The 15,508-nt window shown below is 41.7% G+C and carries 17 protein-coding genes; 5 read left to right on the forward strand and 12 right to left on the reverse strand.

Translation table 11 applies throughout. The features are described 5' to 3' along the window. Window positions 1-84: 84 nt before the first annotated feature. Together QUA40_RS01680 and QUA40_RS01685 are read left to right on the forward strand one after the other, a co-directional pair. Complete coding sequence (locus tag QUA40_RS01680) at window positions 85-1,446, forward strand: transposase (protein ID WP_333121238.1); 1,362 nt, start codon at window positions 85-87, stop codon at window positions 1,444-1,446. Window positions 1,447-1,629: 183 nt separating this feature from the next. Continuing rightward, entirely contained in the window at window positions 1,630-2,232 is a 603-nt protein-coding gene (locus QUA40_RS01685; protein WP_333121239.1) for a hypothetical protein, read from the forward strand. A 104-nt stretch (window positions 2,233-2,336) separates the two neighbouring features. On the opposite strand, the gene QUA40_RS01690 is transcribed toward QUA40_RS01685, so the two are convergent. The 3 genes from QUA40_RS01690 to QUA40_RS01700 are packed head-to-tail and all read right to left on the reverse strand — an operon-like array spanning window position 2,337 to window position 3,314. Then, on the reverse strand, window positions 2,337-2,870 hold the full coding sequence (locus QUA40_RS01690; RefSeq protein WP_333121241.1) for a helix-turn-helix transcriptional regulator: 534 nt from the start codon (window positions 2,868-2,870) through the stop codon (window positions 2,337-2,339). Further along, window positions 2,867-3,151: a DUF6932 family protein gene (locus QUA40_RS01695; protein ID WP_445243727.1), complete on the reverse strand. Its 285-nt coding sequence runs from the start codon at window positions 3,149-3,151 to the stop codon at window positions 2,867-2,869. Before QUA40_RS01695 ends, QUA40_RS01690 begins: the two co-directional genes overlap by 4 nt. After that, window positions 3,135-3,314 (reverse strand): DUF6932 family protein, encoded by a 180-nt coding sequence (locus QUA40_RS01700; RefSeq protein WP_333121243.1) that lies wholly within the window; start codon window positions 3,312-3,314, stop codon window positions 3,135-3,137. The genes QUA40_RS01695 and QUA40_RS01700 overlap by 17 nt, the downstream gene beginning before the upstream one ends. Window positions 3,315-3,454: 140 nt before the next feature. Between QUA40_RS01700 and QUA40_RS01705 the strand changes: the two genes are divergently transcribed. Continuing rightward, the gene (locus QUA40_RS01705; protein ID WP_015179671.1) at window positions 3,455-3,580 is read left to right on the forward strand and encodes a hypothetical protein; all 126 of its coding nucleotides are present in this window, start codon (window positions 3,455-3,457) and stop codon (window positions 3,578-3,580) included. 3 nt (window positions 3,581-3,583) lie between these two features. Next, window positions 3,584-3,781: a hypothetical protein gene (locus QUA40_RS01710; protein WP_333121245.1), complete on the forward strand. Its 198-nt coding sequence runs from the start codon at window positions 3,584-3,586 to the stop codon at window positions 3,779-3,781. Window positions 3,782-4,034: 253 nt separating this feature from the next. Here QUA40_RS01710 and holA read toward each other — a convergent pair whose 3' ends face one another. The 6 genes from holA to QUA40_RS01740 form a co-directional block, all read right to left on the reverse strand. Continuing rightward, window positions 4,035-4,991, reverse strand: coding sequence for a DNA polymerase III subunit delta (holA, locus tag QUA40_RS01715; protein WP_333121247.1), 957 nt, complete (start codon window positions 4,989-4,991; stop codon window positions 4,035-4,037). Further along, complete coding sequence (gene dnaX, locus QUA40_RS01720) at window positions 4,988-6,403, reverse strand: DNA polymerase III subunit gamma/tau (RefSeq protein WP_333121249.1); 1,416 nt, start codon at window positions 6,401-6,403, stop codon at window positions 4,988-4,990. Before dnaX ends, holA begins: the two co-directional genes overlap by 4 nt. A 364-nt stretch (window positions 6,404-6,767) precedes the next feature. Further along, complete coding sequence (dnaN, locus tag QUA40_RS01725; protein WP_333121252.1) at window positions 6,768-8,273, reverse strand: DNA polymerase III subunit beta; 1,506 nt, start codon at window positions 8,271-8,273, stop codon at window positions 6,768-6,770. Window positions 8,274-8,678: 405 nt separating this feature from the next. Beyond that, window positions 8,679-10,106 (reverse strand): ATP-dependent DNA helicase, encoded by a 1,428-nt coding sequence (locus QUA40_RS01730; protein WP_333121253.1) that lies wholly within the window; start codon window positions 10,104-10,106, stop codon window positions 8,679-8,681. Window positions 10,107-10,279: 173 nt separating this feature from the next. After that, a complete protein-coding gene (locus QUA40_RS01735; protein ID WP_333121254.1) occupies window positions 10,280-10,660 on the reverse strand; it encodes a hypothetical protein in 381 nt (126 codons plus the stop codon). A gap of 201 nt (window positions 10,661-10,861) precedes the next feature. Then, on the reverse strand, window positions 10,862-12,097 hold the full coding sequence (locus tag QUA40_RS01740; protein WP_333121256.1) for a hypothetical protein: 1,236 nt from the start codon (window positions 12,095-12,097) through the stop codon (window positions 10,862-10,864). Between the two features lie 206 nt (window positions 12,098-12,303). Between QUA40_RS01740 and QUA40_RS01745 the strand changes: the two genes are divergently transcribed. Next, the gene (locus tag QUA40_RS01745) at window positions 12,304-12,897 is read left to right on the forward strand and encodes a hypothetical protein (RefSeq protein ID WP_333121257.1); all 594 of its coding nucleotides are present in this window, start codon (window positions 12,304-12,306) and stop codon (window positions 12,895-12,897) included. 363 nt (window positions 12,898-13,260) lie between these two features. On the opposite strand, the gene QUA40_RS01750 is transcribed toward QUA40_RS01745, so the two are convergent. The 3 genes from QUA40_RS01750 to QUA40_RS01760 form a co-directional block, all read right to left on the reverse strand. After that, window positions 13,261-14,115: a PRTRC system ThiF family protein gene (locus QUA40_RS01750; protein ID WP_333121259.1), complete on the reverse strand. Its 855-nt coding sequence runs from the start codon at window positions 14,113-14,115 to the stop codon at window positions 13,261-13,263. Then, a complete protein-coding gene (locus QUA40_RS01755; RefSeq protein WP_333121260.1) occupies window positions 14,081-14,719 on the reverse strand; it encodes a hypothetical protein in 639 nt (212 codons plus the stop codon). The genes QUA40_RS01750 and QUA40_RS01755 overlap by 35 nt, the downstream gene beginning before the upstream one ends. Before the next feature lie 61 nt (window positions 14,720-14,780). Beyond that, on the reverse strand, window positions 14,781-15,488 hold the full coding sequence (locus QUA40_RS01760; protein WP_333121262.1) for a hypothetical protein: 708 nt from the start codon (window positions 15,486-15,488) through the stop codon (window positions 14,781-14,783). Window positions 15,489-15,508 lie beyond the last annotated feature (20 nt).

Raw genomic sequence — 15,508 nt, forward strand, 5'->3', positions numbered from 1 at the left:
TTTAAACCGCCGTGAATCTTTCTGAATTCTTAATATTTAAAAGGCGACTGCTATATTAAGATATGAACAAGGAGGTGAGTGAGATTGCTAACAAACTATATTTACAAATTGCGCCCCAATCAAACGCAAGTCTTAAAAATGTCGGCTTGGGTAAATATGCTTAGAAGTCATTACAACTGGTGTCTAAATGACAGAATTACCCAATACAGCCAACAGTTTATCCAAGGCGACTACTGCGATATTATAACTTATGGCGAAGTTTCACCGTTAACCTGTTTCGTCAGCAAAAGTGGCGCAACCGGAAATCCCTGGAAAGACGATAAGTTTGATCAAGAAGGTAAGGCTAGAAATCCCCGTAGAAGTGCGGCGGACATTCAAATTACAGCATTGCCAGAATTGAAAATTGCTAGACCTTGGTATGCTCAAATAGATTCAACAGTTCTACAACAGAATGTTAAACGCTTAGACACTGCTTATAAGAATTTCTTTGAAGGCAGAGGATTTCCCAGGTTCAAAAACCGTAGCAACTTTACGTCTTTTACTTATGTGATGGGCGTAAAACTAAAGGGCAATAAAATCTATCTCCCTAAACTGGGCTGGATGCGATTTCATAACTCTCGCTCAATCCCAGATGGATTTACCATCAAGGCTTGCACGGTTAGAAAACGTCAAAATGGTTGGTATATTTCCATCAGAATAGAGGATAAATCTGTACCTGAATACAGCGCTAAACTTCTTAGTGATAATCCCAAAGTAATAGGGTGCGATTTAGGAATAACTAAGCTGGTTCACCTTTCTGATGGACATCAAATCGAGAATCCCAAGTTTGCAACCAACAAAAAAGCTAAGCGGACTCTGAAAATTAGACAAAGGCGAGTTAGCCGTAAGGTCAAAGGTAGCAAAAACCGCAAAAAAGCGGCTATCATAGTTGGGCGATTTCATCAAAAGATTGGTAATAAACGCCAAGCGCATCAATGGAAAGTTGCTGACAAAATTGTGTCTCGCAACGTCGATGTAATTGCCCTAGAAGATTTAAACATCTCTGGGATGATGCGCCGATGTAAGGTGAAAAATGACAATGGGAGATTCCTGAAGAATGGACAATCTAGAAAGAAGGGTTTGAATCGTTCTATATCTGATGCAGGTTGGGGTGAATTGATTTTAAAGATTGAGTATCTTGCTGTGAAGCAAGGAAAAATCACAGTTAAAATCAATCCTAAACACTCTAGCCAAGAATGCAGGAATTGCGGTCATATTGACAAGTCGAATAGAGATGGTGAAAAGTTCATCTGTGTCGAATGTGGATATCACGAACACGCTGATATTGGCGCTGCTAAAACCATCAGAGATAGAGCTTTGACAATAGTACGTGGGGACTCCGCGAAACTTGGTGCTAGTCATCTACGCCCAAAAGGTATCACCGCGCTCAAAGAGCAAACGCGGTGAGTTTGGGAACCTGAGCAATCAGGATATTAAGGTTGCGAAATCTTAATAATCTCAGTCGCTTTAGCGCTGAGAGTGTCAATTAGACTGGCTATATAATAATTAGTACAGTACACTTTACCAATTACCAGATGTAGCTCATTTAACCCAGAAGTGTTATAGTATCCAATTAAGAATAATAAACCTATGCCTTACAGTAAATTCACTCTCAGCAAAGCTGTAGAAGATTTTCATCTCACAATCATTGAAGGAGCGCGTTTTTTACCAGAAATACTCCCAGTGACTCCTAGTCTTTTACTACAAGATACTCTTAAAGAAACGATTCCCTGGGCGATCGCGGTGAGTAGCGAAAAAGCTCGTTCTGAGGGGATTATCAATCCTGTTTTACTAGAAGTAAAACGCCAGCTTCAAGGACAGATTAGCGTTTTTTCCGGCGAGGAATTCAATGTAGAACCGGAGGCTGAACTCACAGGCTATGTTGACTTTCTCCTGAGTCGTTCCCCGGAACAACTATTTATCAAAGCTCCTGCGGTTGTATTGGTGGAAGCCAAAAAAGAAGACCTTAAACCGGCTCTTGGCCAATGCCTTGCAGAAATGGTTGCAGCTCAACGCTTTAACCAACAAAAGCAACAGCCGATATCGACGATTTACGGAACGGTAACTAGCGGTACCGTCTGGCGGTTTCTTAAACTAGAAGAGCAATGCGCGTCCATTGACCTTACAGATTATCCACTACCTCCTGTTGACCAAATATTGGGCTTTCTCGTTTGGATGATGCAGGAAAAGTGAGCTGCTTTTAAACGGCTTTTGGGTATGTCAGTTAACTGATTTTCACCGATGATAGTGCGTTCGTACTCTTAAAAACTGCGGGGACTCTCGGCAATAACTAATGACTATTTCTCGACTTTCTGAGCTTTAACTTCTAACTGCTTTCGCTGTCGTTCTACAAACTCAGCTAGAGAAGTTTTCCGAATTTCCATCTCCTGAAAATCCACCCCAAAACTAGCTGTTTTCAGCTCAACCGCTAAAGCTTCAGTAATATCGATAATTTCCACCCAACTCGCACATTGATAATCTGAGTCTTCATATTGCTTAATTCGATTTTCTTCCAGCCCCAGTCTATCCGCCAGTTCTTTTTGAGTCATTTTCGCAGCAATTCGAGCTTTAATTAAGACTCTTGGCAGTTCTAAAATCGAATCTACTTCAATTTTGAGGTATTGAGTGCGATCGCACCCCACCAATCTTTCATACTCAGCTATTTCTGCCCTAAAAGTATCCAGATGACTTTGGATAGATTCACGCATCACTAACCACCAAGGATCGTTCTTTTTCACCTCTTCATCTTGGGCGTCATACTGGGCTAGCGTAGATTCACATCTTTTCGCTAACTCTTGGGTATACTCATATTGCTTTTTATTTCTAATCATGGCGACCACCTTACTAAATCTATAGCAATAATTCCTTTAGGATGCAGCTCTCTGTCCCGTTGAAATAATTCATAGGAAGTTAGATCGTAACTACCGACTGGCTGGTCGGACGGAAAGATTTCACCGCGATAAAGAGCTTTCTGTGCGGCTCTATCTGCATAATTTCTCAGTCGAGGAGCATGAGTTTTCAGATAATTCATATCAACCTCTTCTCTATCCCAACAAGCATCAAAATCTTGAGGAGCTAGTTTGCTAGTAATAAAACTACCATTGATGTAAATTGTTCGGCATCCTGCTGCCTTTAGCTGCTAAGAATGCCATTTGCAAACCCTCTATCATGCGAGTACGAAGTGGTGTTATTCCAAAGCGATCTTTGAATTCTTCCCATTCGGCCCTATACACTCCTGGTGGCAAGTTGCCGTTCTCATCAAATTCGGGAATCATGCCCTCACACCTTTACATTTTAACACAATTTTATTGTTGGTTTTTATAGCTATTGATTTCCTCAGCATACCTGAATATGCAGGCAAAAAGCCATCGCTATGAGTTATAATTAATAAGTTGTAACAGAAGCGACTGGTGCGATGCAGGGTTTTGAGTTAACTTTCAGGTCTAATTCGACACCGAATGTTCCGAATATTCCGACTCAATACGGTCAAATAGAAGTCGCCACAACTACATTTAGACTCAACGGTCAAACTCACACCTAAACGATGGAATACGACGAGGATTCGGATGGCCTAATCGTCGCTATCAAAACTTCCCAAGGTAACAGTCAATCAGTAGTTTATGATGCCTTGGAACAGGTCAAATCGATGACAGATGTATTTGGCAACGTCACATCATACAGCTACGACTTGCAACAAGCATCCGGGCCAACAATACAACTCCACCTGCTGGGTCGGTTGTAACTCGCATTGACGAAATTACCTTACAGAAAAAATATGGTAAGCGGAAAGCGAGCAAAACTTTATTTAGTCCGCTCGATGCAAGCGACTCTCTTAGACTTTAGTTCCAGTAAAATTTGGCAACAAATCTGGACTTATTGTACATTATATTACGCCAAAAATGTTAAAAAATACCTTGGATAAGTAATGAAAAAACAGCTTTTTTAACAAGGCAGTTAATGAAAGACTGCCGAATTAACTCGGCAGCGCTTTCCTGTTATTTAAGGTGAGTGAGTTGAGTGATGCTGAGCAAAGCAGGCAACATCGAGTCAGGCTTATCTCCTGTTTTGAGAGCAATTTCTAAATCAAACAAAATGGAGAGGGATCGACTTAAGAATTTCGCAGATACTTCCTTAACCTCCTGCTTAAGGAAATACAGCCGTTTGGGGTTACTAATTCCGCAGATGCTAGCAATTTCGCTATCAGAACGTTGTTGGTCGGAATTGATAGTAGCTTTTACCCACAGCCAAGTTTTAAACTGAGTTTGGAGAGTGGCAATAATTGCTAAAGGAAACTCGGCCCGAGATAGCAATTCATCAAGCACCTTAATTGCCGCCACTGCTTGACCTTTTAAAAGAGCTTCGGCAAGTTGAAAACAGTTGGCTGTGGTAGCTGGAACGAGGATTTTAGCAGCTTCTTTCGTAATGCGAGCGCCTGCTGCATAAATAGCTAATTTCTCTAGTTCACTGACTCTTCTAGCAGAATCGTTGCCAATGGCTACCGCTAGATAACTGACAGCATCTCTGGCAATTGAGAGATTCATCTGTTTAGCAGTAGTAGCGATCGCACTTTCAATCAAATCAGTACGCCAAGGAGGAATGAGAGTAAACTCCTTAAGTTTACCAAACTGCAACAAATGCTTAACTACCTTGAGTCGCTTGTCGATAACAGCAGCAGTGAAGACTAAGTGCGTTGTAGCAGGTAATTGGGGCAAGATTTGCAGCAATTCTAGCCCCATTTCTCCAAATTGCTTGAAATCGCAATTTTCAACGACAATAAGTTTGTTTCCTCCGCCGAAAGGAACTGAAGCAGCAGCAGAGAGGGCTGCATCCAGGGAAGAAGCATGGAAGCGGTGGATGTTAAAATCTCGCCATAGAGGATGAGTTTGAGTCTTAAACTTTTCAACTTCTCGTTCAATTGCGTAGGTGTCATTCCCAATTAGGATGCTAATCATGCTGCTAACTCCTCCTGTTGTTTGACAGTTACAGTAACAGAGCGGCCTAAAGCTTTAGTAACGATCCGCTGCACGGATTCAAGGTGACTCTGAAACTTGTTCGCGTATTTTCTTTCTACTGCTAACACACATAAATCAGCCGAAAGTTCGGCAATTTGAGCGCGGTTTAAGAGGCTACGATTTCCTGGTTTCGCTGCTGCTACTACTTGCGCCCAAGTTGTTTCAAAGTCAGGATAATCTGCCTCTATTTTTTTAGGGGTTTTATCAAATTTGTCAGGCTGATTAGATTGGGAAGTTGCCGGCAACCGCGTTTCGGGGGCAGCGGGTTTGCAAGACAGCATCAAGTTCAGCAGACAGACTTCTAACCAGGTAGCAGCATTGGTGCTAGTTCTCAATTGAAATTCTGATTTTTGCAATTGTGTACAAGCCGCATCAATTGTTTCAAAATCGAGATGAAGAGCGAGCGATCGCAGTTGTGAATAGCCTACTGGTCCTGTAATTAAATTCTGGCAGTGGCGCGTTGATTTGACAATGAGCAAATCTCTCATTGCTGCTAGCAAGCTGCTGAGAATCAGTTTGGGGGTTTTGCCGCTGTCAATGAGCGTTCTCGAAGATTGCAGTACGCTTAAGGTATCGCCAGAATGAATGGCTTTGAGAAGGGCGATCGACTCTTGCTCGCTGATACTGCCAGATACTTCTGCAACTTGAGTTAGGGTAATCTCTGAGTTTAGCAGTGAAAGCTGAGAAAGTAATTGCAGGGCATCTCTTAACCCCCCGTCACAGGTGCGAGCGATCGCCCGCATGGCCTCACTTGCGATCTCAATAGATTCAGCGGAGCTAATTTTGTGCAATTGTCCGATAATAGCATCAACTGACAAGGCTCGGAAGTTAAAAGTTTGGCAGCGGGAGATAATTGTCGGCAGGACTTTATGTGCTTCCGTCGTACAGAGAATAAACACCACATGAGCCGGAGGTTCTTCAAGGCATTTGAGGAGAGCATTTTGAGCGCTGGTACTGAGTTGGTGACACTCGTCTAAAATCCAAATGCGGTAACGGCTCATCGCTGGGGCAAAGTTGCTGTGTTGTATTAATTCTCTGGCATCATCCACGCCATTGTGAGAGGCAGCATCGATTTCAGTTACGTCTAAGCTGGAACTGGAATCAATGGTTTTACAGCTTGAACATTGCCCGCAAGGAGTGGCGGTTGGCTTTTTGTTATTCAAACAATTGAGGGATTTAGCAAGGATGCGAGCGGTTGAGGTTTTGCCTGTTCCTCTGGGGCCAGTAAATAGGTAAGCTTGAGCAATTTTGTCGGAGGTGATGGCATTGGTCAAGGTTGTTTTGATGGTATCTTGACCTACTAATTCTTGTAGGTTTTTTGGTCGGTATTTGAGGTGCAGTGGTTGGTACATTTTGAGTGGTTAGAATACTTCTGGTAACTATTCCCCGATAGGGGAGCCATGCCTGAAGTTATGCCATTTCTCAAAAATCTTGCTACAGAATTGTTAGCTTTGTTTGTGGGATCTGTTTGTCATGTGCGGATCTGTGAAATTGTTTGTCTAAATTAGGAATTTTTAATGGCGACACACCCTACGGCTACTATTGCATGAGTCTTAATAATTAGTATTAATATAAGTTGTTGGTGCGAGAGTATTGAACACACTTCTAGATAACTTTTATGTTAAAATAGGAATTTAAATCATCCTAATTTATACAGTAATAGGCTCCGAATTGGGGCAGGAGAGGGCATCAAATTTAGATGCCGCTCCCCACCTTTTATTCTTGCGGAGCGATAATGTATTCGCACTCCTTAGCCTCTGTACCCGACGCTGGTATTCCAAACGGTGCAATCAGTATGGGAGCCGTAGGAGTTGCCATTAACATCCGCAAATCCGAACTAGAAACAGCTTTAACTGTATCAATTAAATAGCGGATGTCGCACTTGATCCGAAAGTCACAACCGAATAGTTTGGCATCAACTATCTCAGTACCAGAACTGAGAGTATTATTTAGTGAAATTCGCACTTGTTGACTATCTAAATCGAATTCAAAAATTGCTGTAACATGGGACTTATCGCTGTGAGAAGCTAACCGCTCTAAGGCTTTTAAAAAGCTGAGCTTCTCTACCACAATTTGATGGCTAAGTTCATGCCGATAAGGAGCAATAATCTGGTCGCAATTCGGGTATTTTCCTTCTAATAACTGCGCTGTCAGCCGCCAATTGTTCCACTCAAAAGCAACAAAGTTATTGCTATTGTCAGGCTCAGTCTCATAGTAAATAGCTACTCTGTCAGTGGGATTCAAAGTCCGCTCTAATACCCGGAGTACCTTAGTGGGTACTGTAAATTGCACGTTTCGAGTGTTCAAAATATCGGAATCACTGCTTTCACTGAATCCTACAACCATTGCTATCCGATGTCCGTCTGTTGTCCAAACTCTCAATTGAGAAAGTCCCCTTTCTGCGTCGTGGCTTAGTTGAAAGTTAGCTCCAGTTAAGATACGTTTGGTTTCTTCAGAACTTACAGCAAATAAGCTGGCTTTGAGGACAGCAATTAACACGCTAGCAGGAATGGTCACAAGTTTTTGTTCAAGGCTCTTGATAGCAGGGAATTCGTCCGCAGTTAGCCCACGAATGACGTGCTTGCTCCTTGATGCAGTCAGAGTGGCACTGACTGATGGAACGTCACTTCCTTTGATAATTTCCCAAGAACTCTTTAAGGTAACGCGACTTTTCGGAAATTTTCCGAGAATGTCTGCGAGTATGGTGGCAGGGAGAGTGAGCTTTCCAGATTGATTGACATTAGCTTCAAAACTCGCTTGTATCCCAAATTCCAGGTTATAAGCAGTTAAATGCAATTGTCTAGTTGCGGCATCTGCTTCTATGAGAATATTGGATAAAATGACATGGTTGTTATTGCTATAAATGCTGCTTTTGAGAGTTTGGATGTAATCATTTAATTCTCTGGCATCACAGGCAAATTCAACGATTGAAGGGGAAGGGTAAGGAGAAGGCTCCGGCAATGTCTCATCGTTTGATTTAGCTCCTAAATCAGAAGCATCTGTGGCTGAAACTGGTGTATATTCTGTGAATTTTTCAGAGGGTTCTACTTGTTCTGAAAGTGCTGTTTCCGGTTCAGAAGTTGAAGAACCTTTTGTGATTTTTGTAACAGATTTTTCAGCCTTAGCGGAATTAGTCGCTGTTTCAGGAGAGCGTTTTTTCTTGGTTGCTCTCTGTACTACTTTTTGCTGAGGGGGTGTTTCTGTAAGTCTAGATTTTGCCATAATTAGTTGTGTGTCAGAAGTTCGATTTGCCGCTGCGGTAGCAGCACTCGCGAGCGGTGGCTGAAAAAAAAGAGTCGAAGTGTGGAAAGAGTGGAACCAATATGGTTGAGAGCAGGTGGATTATTGTAATTATTTTTTAACAATTAAAGGTAATAATCAACCTTTATTTTAGGATGATAAATTTGAGCTTGTTGATTAATAAAATCGTAATCTAAGTAGCAGTTTTTGGGAGTGCATCTTGTCGAAAAAAAGAGAGCGAAGCATTCCGGCATATAAGTTATTGGTGAACGTCTTATATTTACGGAGGTCATGCTTCGCCCTACTGATATATTATTCTAAGTGAGATGTCGCCTTTTTCACAAACCGATTAATTGCTATTTTCTCCCTACTTTCTACTGCCTATCATCAAAAGTTACTTGAACCAGATTTAGTTAAGTATCCTAATGCAAGTTGAACTCTGGATGAAATTGGAGGAACAAATAGTATCCGTTGGCGGCAGCGACTCGTTCCGACATACAAGAGGCGGTGGTATTCTTTAAGTTTCTGTTTGCTGCTCATTTCTTTTCCCACCAATAGCCGAGTCAAAATGTCATTAATGTCCAAACCCACTTCATCAAAAGTGCTGCCTTGAGAATTGTGAATAGTCAGGGCAAAGCAATTGTCAATTTCGGCAAATATGTCGTCCTTAAACCAATAATACTTGCGCCATAAAAATCCGCTGCGCTTGGCACTCTTGAGTTTTTCCTTAAGTTCAGCCTGGTAGCGTTTATTTTCGGATTCATGCAGCACAAAGATTTGCCGAAATAAACCGTCATCGGTCACAATCTTTAAAAGCCATACTCGATAGCCGTAGTGTTGGCTCGTTTCAACTTCTTTAATGGTAAATTCAGTTGAAGTGGGCAAAATAACGGTCTTACCATCAGGGGCCATGACTGGTTTCTTAGTAATCAGCCTTTCTCCCGGTATGAATCTGGGGGCTGTTTGACCGTAAACTTGTTCTCGGAGGGCCTGATTGTAATAGTTGACTTGCTTGTTTGTCCAGCACAGAATCCGAAAGCAGTCAGGGTTGGAAGTGAATTCGCGCTTGATGGTTTTGAGGGCGTATTGCAGGAGTGTTTCTGGCTTAACTTTGAATGCACCGTTAGATTTGTTCCCTTGAGTGTAGGTAGAATGTGGCAAGAACATATCGGTTTTATTCTTGACACAAGAACGGCATTCGGTGATGAAGTCGAGGACGGGACTTTCTCCAGCTTGCCTGACAACTTCGGTTAGCATAGTTTTATTGGTAATGCTGAAGACAGGCGAGCGTTTTTCTCCGACGGGGTTAAGCTGAGCTGGATCGCCCATGAGAATTAATTTGCGGTGGTTGAACAGGGTACGTTCAAATCTACGCTCAATCCAAGACCATAATTGAGTTCCAACCATCGAACATTCGTCAAGAAAAATGATATCGTAGAGGTGGAGGTAACAACAGCTTGTCTGTTCTAAGACTTTCTCTTGTTCTTTGCGAACTATGCCTAAGCCTAAAAGTTGGTGTATTGTCAGAAAGTCTACTCCGAAAATACCTTGAGAGGCTGCCATTTTTCTGAGAATACCGACGGCTTTGTTAGTAGGTGCAGTGAGGACAATGCGCTTGCTTTGAGCCAAGAGTTCTTTGATTAGAAGAAAAATAAGTGTGCTTTTTCCTGTGCCTGCATAACCGCAGAGCAAAAAGAATGACTCAGTGCTGCTTGCAAATGTTCTCAATTTGTCGAGTGTTTGCTGCTGTTGTGGTTTGAGAGTGAAGGGAATTTGTTTAAATTCCTGCGGTCGTTCTAGTAAGGTTTGAATCATTATTAGTGCTAGATAATAACTCTATCGCCTCCCTAATAAGCGTTAGCTTGAGTGCAAGACTGTTTCACGAAGCAGGTTAAATCAACAAAAAAAAGGCGATAGCGCTCTGGTACACTAGAGGGCGATCGCTGATTTATTTGTTGATTAATAATATGAACAGTGGTTGTTGGTTTTTAAACAATAACAACTTTGGTCTTCTTAACTCGCTTGATATTAGCTGCTGTTCCTTTGCTTTGTCCGTCCCAGATGGCTAGTCCGTAATCACAATGCGAACACATTTGGATGTCGCGAGCGCTATAGTTTCCGGGAATGCCAATGGTGGGATAACCAAAAGTATTCCTAGGTTTGCCATTGCCGCTAAATAAGGCATAGTAAACCAAGACTTTCTGGTAATTCTTAGACTGCAAATACTGCTGAACTAAGCTATCAATACCAGAAGCATCACCGACTATAACTTCAAATCCTAGTTCAATGATGCGATTGAGAGATGCGATTGCTCCTAAAGGCAATTCATTAATGGAACGACTACCGGAAATCATTACTGTTTTGTTCATGCGATCCTGGAATTGTAGGGTCAAGGGTGAATTGAATAGCACTCAAACTCAAAGATTGTTCCTTGAGTTGATATTTACGACTAGAAAAAATCAACATTTTCTGCCATTAGGCAATTTATATTTTGGATTAGTAACAGAGTTGTTTATCGCATTTACACTGTTATAAACTAGCCAATTATATTGGATTTCCCATTTATTCCATCATCTTGGCATCTTTTCTAAATCAAATTCAGCAACTTTTCGGAGAGTTTCTAAGCGCTTACTTAAAGTTTTATGCCGGGGACATTCTACAGCGTATTCGTATTTAGAGCCTGTATGTTGAATATCTGGAACTTGGCAATCAATTAAGTTGCTAAGGTAGCCGACTAGCTTTTTGACAGGTATTAGCCAAGCCTTAGCTAACGCTTTAGTACGGAACCCAATCCAAGCTCTAAAGTAGGAGCCGTCTTCGCTAATCTGATAAGCCACATTGGGGGATAATTTAACAATAGATTCGATACGAGCTATACCCAAACCTTTGAGTTCGGTCAAACTGTAATTTTGGATTTCTCCGCTGTTCCACTCGATTTGGAATGGACGTAGATTTTCAACGTTCAAGCGTTGGACTGTCCCCCTTTGTTGAACTCCTTCTCGGCCTTTTAAAATGTAATCTCCCTCTTTAAATCCGTATAATCCTTGTTTCTTGGCTAGGTTTTCTAGGTGCTGCTTCCAGGTTTCTTCCCAAGCTATGTTAAATTCTAGAAGTTCGTAATTTTCTTCGCTCAATTGTCGAGCCAGTTTTTCTTTGAATTGCTGTTTTTGAATTGGCATAGCGAATTCTAAGAAGTTGTCGGGTATTTCGAGAGCTAAATACGTCTTAGCTCGGATTTTGAGGTCAGCAACAGACAAACTGCGAGCGACTTTTAACTGCTGAGGTGCAGGAATATCTATGGTACAACTTGTCGGGAAGCCTGGAAACAAGTTAATGGGAAAGAGATAAGATTGGTCGAGAGTCGAGATGAAAATGTGGTGTTTAGTCAGCGATTCTACTTGGAAAATAGTTGTGTTACTGAATTGTACCTGTTGCGAATTAGCAAGTACGATGGTTGTGCAAGCTGGAAGTTCTCCAGTAGTTTTTTGAGGAATAAACTGAGGCACAAGGGAGATTTTGAGGACACGAATTTCATCAAGTGTATAATTCCAAGAAAAGCTGTCTTCGCTGTTACTAGCATCCCAGGTAATTCTTACAGGTCGATCGGTTTGATTTAGAGAAGTGACAGTACCGTAATGCTTACCAGTTTTGATGATATCGCCTACTTTAAAGGGAAGTTGATCGGAAGGATGCGGAGTGAGAAAAGGGAAAATTACCGCTACCACTTCTTTAACTTCACTGGGGGGAGTGTTGTCAGATTTAGAGCAAATATTTGAGAGACCGATTAAAGCGGTGTTAGAGTCCATAACCTTTGAGAAGTTAATTTTTTTTCAACTTCTCCCGTTAGGGGGTATCTTCTCGAACAGAAGCCTAAAACTTTCTAGTTTTCGCTAGCATCTTTGGTGCATATAAAGCTAATTTAGGCTTTATTTAGGCTTTAAATTTGTTTAAGTCCCGCTAGATATATCGCCATGCTGTCAAGATCACGATATGGAAAACTAAGCGAGCAAAGATGCCCACTTCTGAAAAAATTGCTGCCGCCATAGAGACGATAGACCACTTGGTAGCTTGGCTACAAGATACCGGACTGAGTGCGTCCGCGATCGCCCAGTTTAAATTCAACTCGCTGGCCTCTATGTACCCAGAACTCAAAGGGGTAGCAGAGACGGCAAAACAACTGATTGGTGCAGCTTCCCCTTTGACAGAAGTTGGGATGACAGTAACGGAACTAGCAGCAATACTCACAGATAACTTAGAGTGCAAAATCAAGCCAGATTTAGTCAACAAAGCTCTAGTTTCATTGGGGTATCAAGAGCGTAATGAAGCCAAGCGAATTTGGATACTGACACAAGCCGGCTCAGCTCATGGTATTTCCTTGCTGGCTACTTCAACAACAAACAAATGGAGTGGTTCTCAAATAAAGTGGTATCGCTCTCTAATTCCCATCTTAGAAGAATACTTAACAAATACAGGAATTTTAGAGAATGGCAGCAGTAGCGATCTCACTGCAATACAAGATACAGAACACTCTGAAATTTCCGAAAAAAGCCTTGCATCAATTACTCAAAATGGTAACTCTCCTAGTATTGACTACTCTCAGGGCTGAAGCACCTGAGTTTCCCGCGTATCGTGAGGCTCTATGAAAAGAAAGCAACTTGGACAGTGCCTGAGTGAGTCAAGGTATGGGAAATTACAGTCAATCCTAGTCAGATTGAGCTGATTCAATCCTTTGCCGACGATGCCTACACGAAACGCTACAACTCAACACAGTATTAAACCAAAAAAAAATCTTAATAAAGTTAGCAAAATAAAGGGAAGGGGAAGGGGAGGGTAAAGGTGTATTGTTCAACCTTTACCCTCCCCTCTACTCTCTCAGATTTTTCAGATGGGTATGAGGGCTATGTCCTTGATTTTATCAAGCTTTTGACGGGGTTGTTATCCCGTTAGGTGTAGCTAACCAGGATTTGTATCAAGTACAACTAAACTTTATGAGAGATGAACAACTGATAAATTCTGAGCGCATAGAACCAGATTTAAGGTTAAGGAAAGTGGCAAACTTACGCAAGTCCTTTGTCAAACTGAGGCGGAATAGATAGTCAGTAACGATTGAGGCAATTGTTTGATTAATTGTGAGACTCTGAGCGTTAAGATTAGCCAACTCAGCACAAGATAAATGGGTATTTCCCAATTCTTCAGGTCGCAATTCTATCAAATTGGGGCATTGTAAAACAGGAGAGGGAAGCGCTCCCATAATGCCTATTTTCTTGAACTTATCCAGGTGCGTAGTTAGCTCTTCAAGGCTATTATGGCTGCCCAGTAGAATTTGACCGCTATCAAAGTTATTGCCAGCATCAAGATACCAGATTCTCGGAATCTCAGCGTGGCGGTTATTCTCTAGCGTTTGGCCCAAGGAACGGCGAGCAGCACTATTGTCAACGCAGCCAATGATAATTACCAAATCATTCCAGTATGATTTTACCAATTTGGGGTCAAAATAGTCAGGAATTGCACTAATTTCTAGCCCCCAGGTAAGATTGTAACGCAAGGCAAGAGTAGTGGCTTTATTCAGTCCAAGTTCAGATTGACAAAATCTCTGCCTCCCCAAATTTTTCCCTTCCACAATATCGGGATCTACAAAGGTAATATTGACATTTTTCCCAACTTGTTTGAAAACGTAAGCTAATCGTGCTAAACTTTCAGCTACATAAGAGCCAGTGCCGCCACAGCCAACGAGCCATAAGTGAAGGTGAGAGTAATCTTTGAGAAGGAGAGGTGTGGAATTTGCGTACTCAAAGTCGAGGTTTAAGGGAGTTTTGGTAAGCATCAGTGATAAAATGTGGCTCTTCAAATACAGAATTAGCTTTAATTAAGCTATAGTGTCCGAAAATTCCGATTCTCACTAAAATCTCAGGAGTCAAGGTATTAACTTTACCCAAGACTGCATAGAGGCGAAAACCCCGCTCGTCAGCATCATCTGTGCTGCTAAAGAAAGCAGGCAATTCTGCGTGAGAGTGGCACTCAATTAAAGCAGTTGAGTAGGATGAATTGTCACAAGGCTGGCAGCTCGTTCGTGTAGTCAATTGGACTGGAATTGTCAGTTGCCATTGATTACTACTGTCAAGGGATAGGTGAAATAAAATCTCTGTGAGATTGCCACTGCTATCTTTGGTGAATACAGCTTTTGTCAATATAGAAAGTAGCAGTTCTGATGGTACTAAACGAGTCTCAAGGTGCAAGTATGGTTCTATAGGTGGCAACCCTTTGATAGTATTGGGCGTTGAATTTGCAACAGGAATCATGGCCTCTAGTCCGGGGCGAACTGAACGCACAAACACGCCGTTAGAGGCTGTAACGTATTCGCAGAATACCCCAGTAGCAATGGGAGGCAAGGGAATAGAGGCATGAATGTGGTTAAAAAGTTTTAGCATTAACTTAAACTTTGTGTTGAACAATAAATATTGAGTGCAGTCCCTACATAGAAGTTTTGATTTAGGTAGGGTTAGCAATCAATAGGAGGTGTTGCACTAAAGAGTCAATTGAAGGACTGTACCTCACTTCAACTAAATCTTTAACAGGATAGGTACGCCTTTTTCTCAAGGCTAAATTTTTCAGATGTTCTCTGACATCTTGGGGAAACTTTCGGCTTTTTTGGCTGGATAAGTCAGCATTGAAAGGAGTGGTTATGAAGCTCTGCCAAGCAATATCAATGGTTTGAGTTGAAGCAACAGGTGGAGTATTTTTTCCCCAGCAAATTAAACCGTTTGGATGGATGTTTGGTAAAGGAGTGTGGTAAGCTTTCGACTCTGGGTTGAAAGTAGCAAAATCAGTTGCAAATACCCAATATTGAGTGTTTTGTCCTACAAATACCAAGGCAGTTAGTGGAATAGTAATGGGTTTACTCTCATCAAATTGGAGGTTATATTGGGCAGGAGATATGAATTTTACTACCCAATTTCCTTGAGAGTTAGTTCCCCACCTTATGACTCCTGGGGGCATCCAATCCGTATCAATCGGCTCGTGAGAAAATGCAGTTCTCAAACTGACAGAGGAGAGTAGTTTGTAGTGTTCCTTTGTTCCTTCTCGATAATGGAACAGATATTGTTCTTTGATGAACAGTAATTCAGCATCAATTTCTGCTAGCTGTCGGGGAGCTGTTTGCAGAATTTCACGAAAGACTTCTCCTGACAAATGTTGCATAATAACTTGAAATCGATAGA

Origin of the sequence: Microcoleus sp. Pol11C3 (genome assembly GCF_036701485.1) — a bacterium.
Classification (GTDB): domain Bacteria; phylum Cyanobacteriota; class Cyanobacteriia; order Cyanobacteriales; family Microcoleaceae; genus Microcoleus.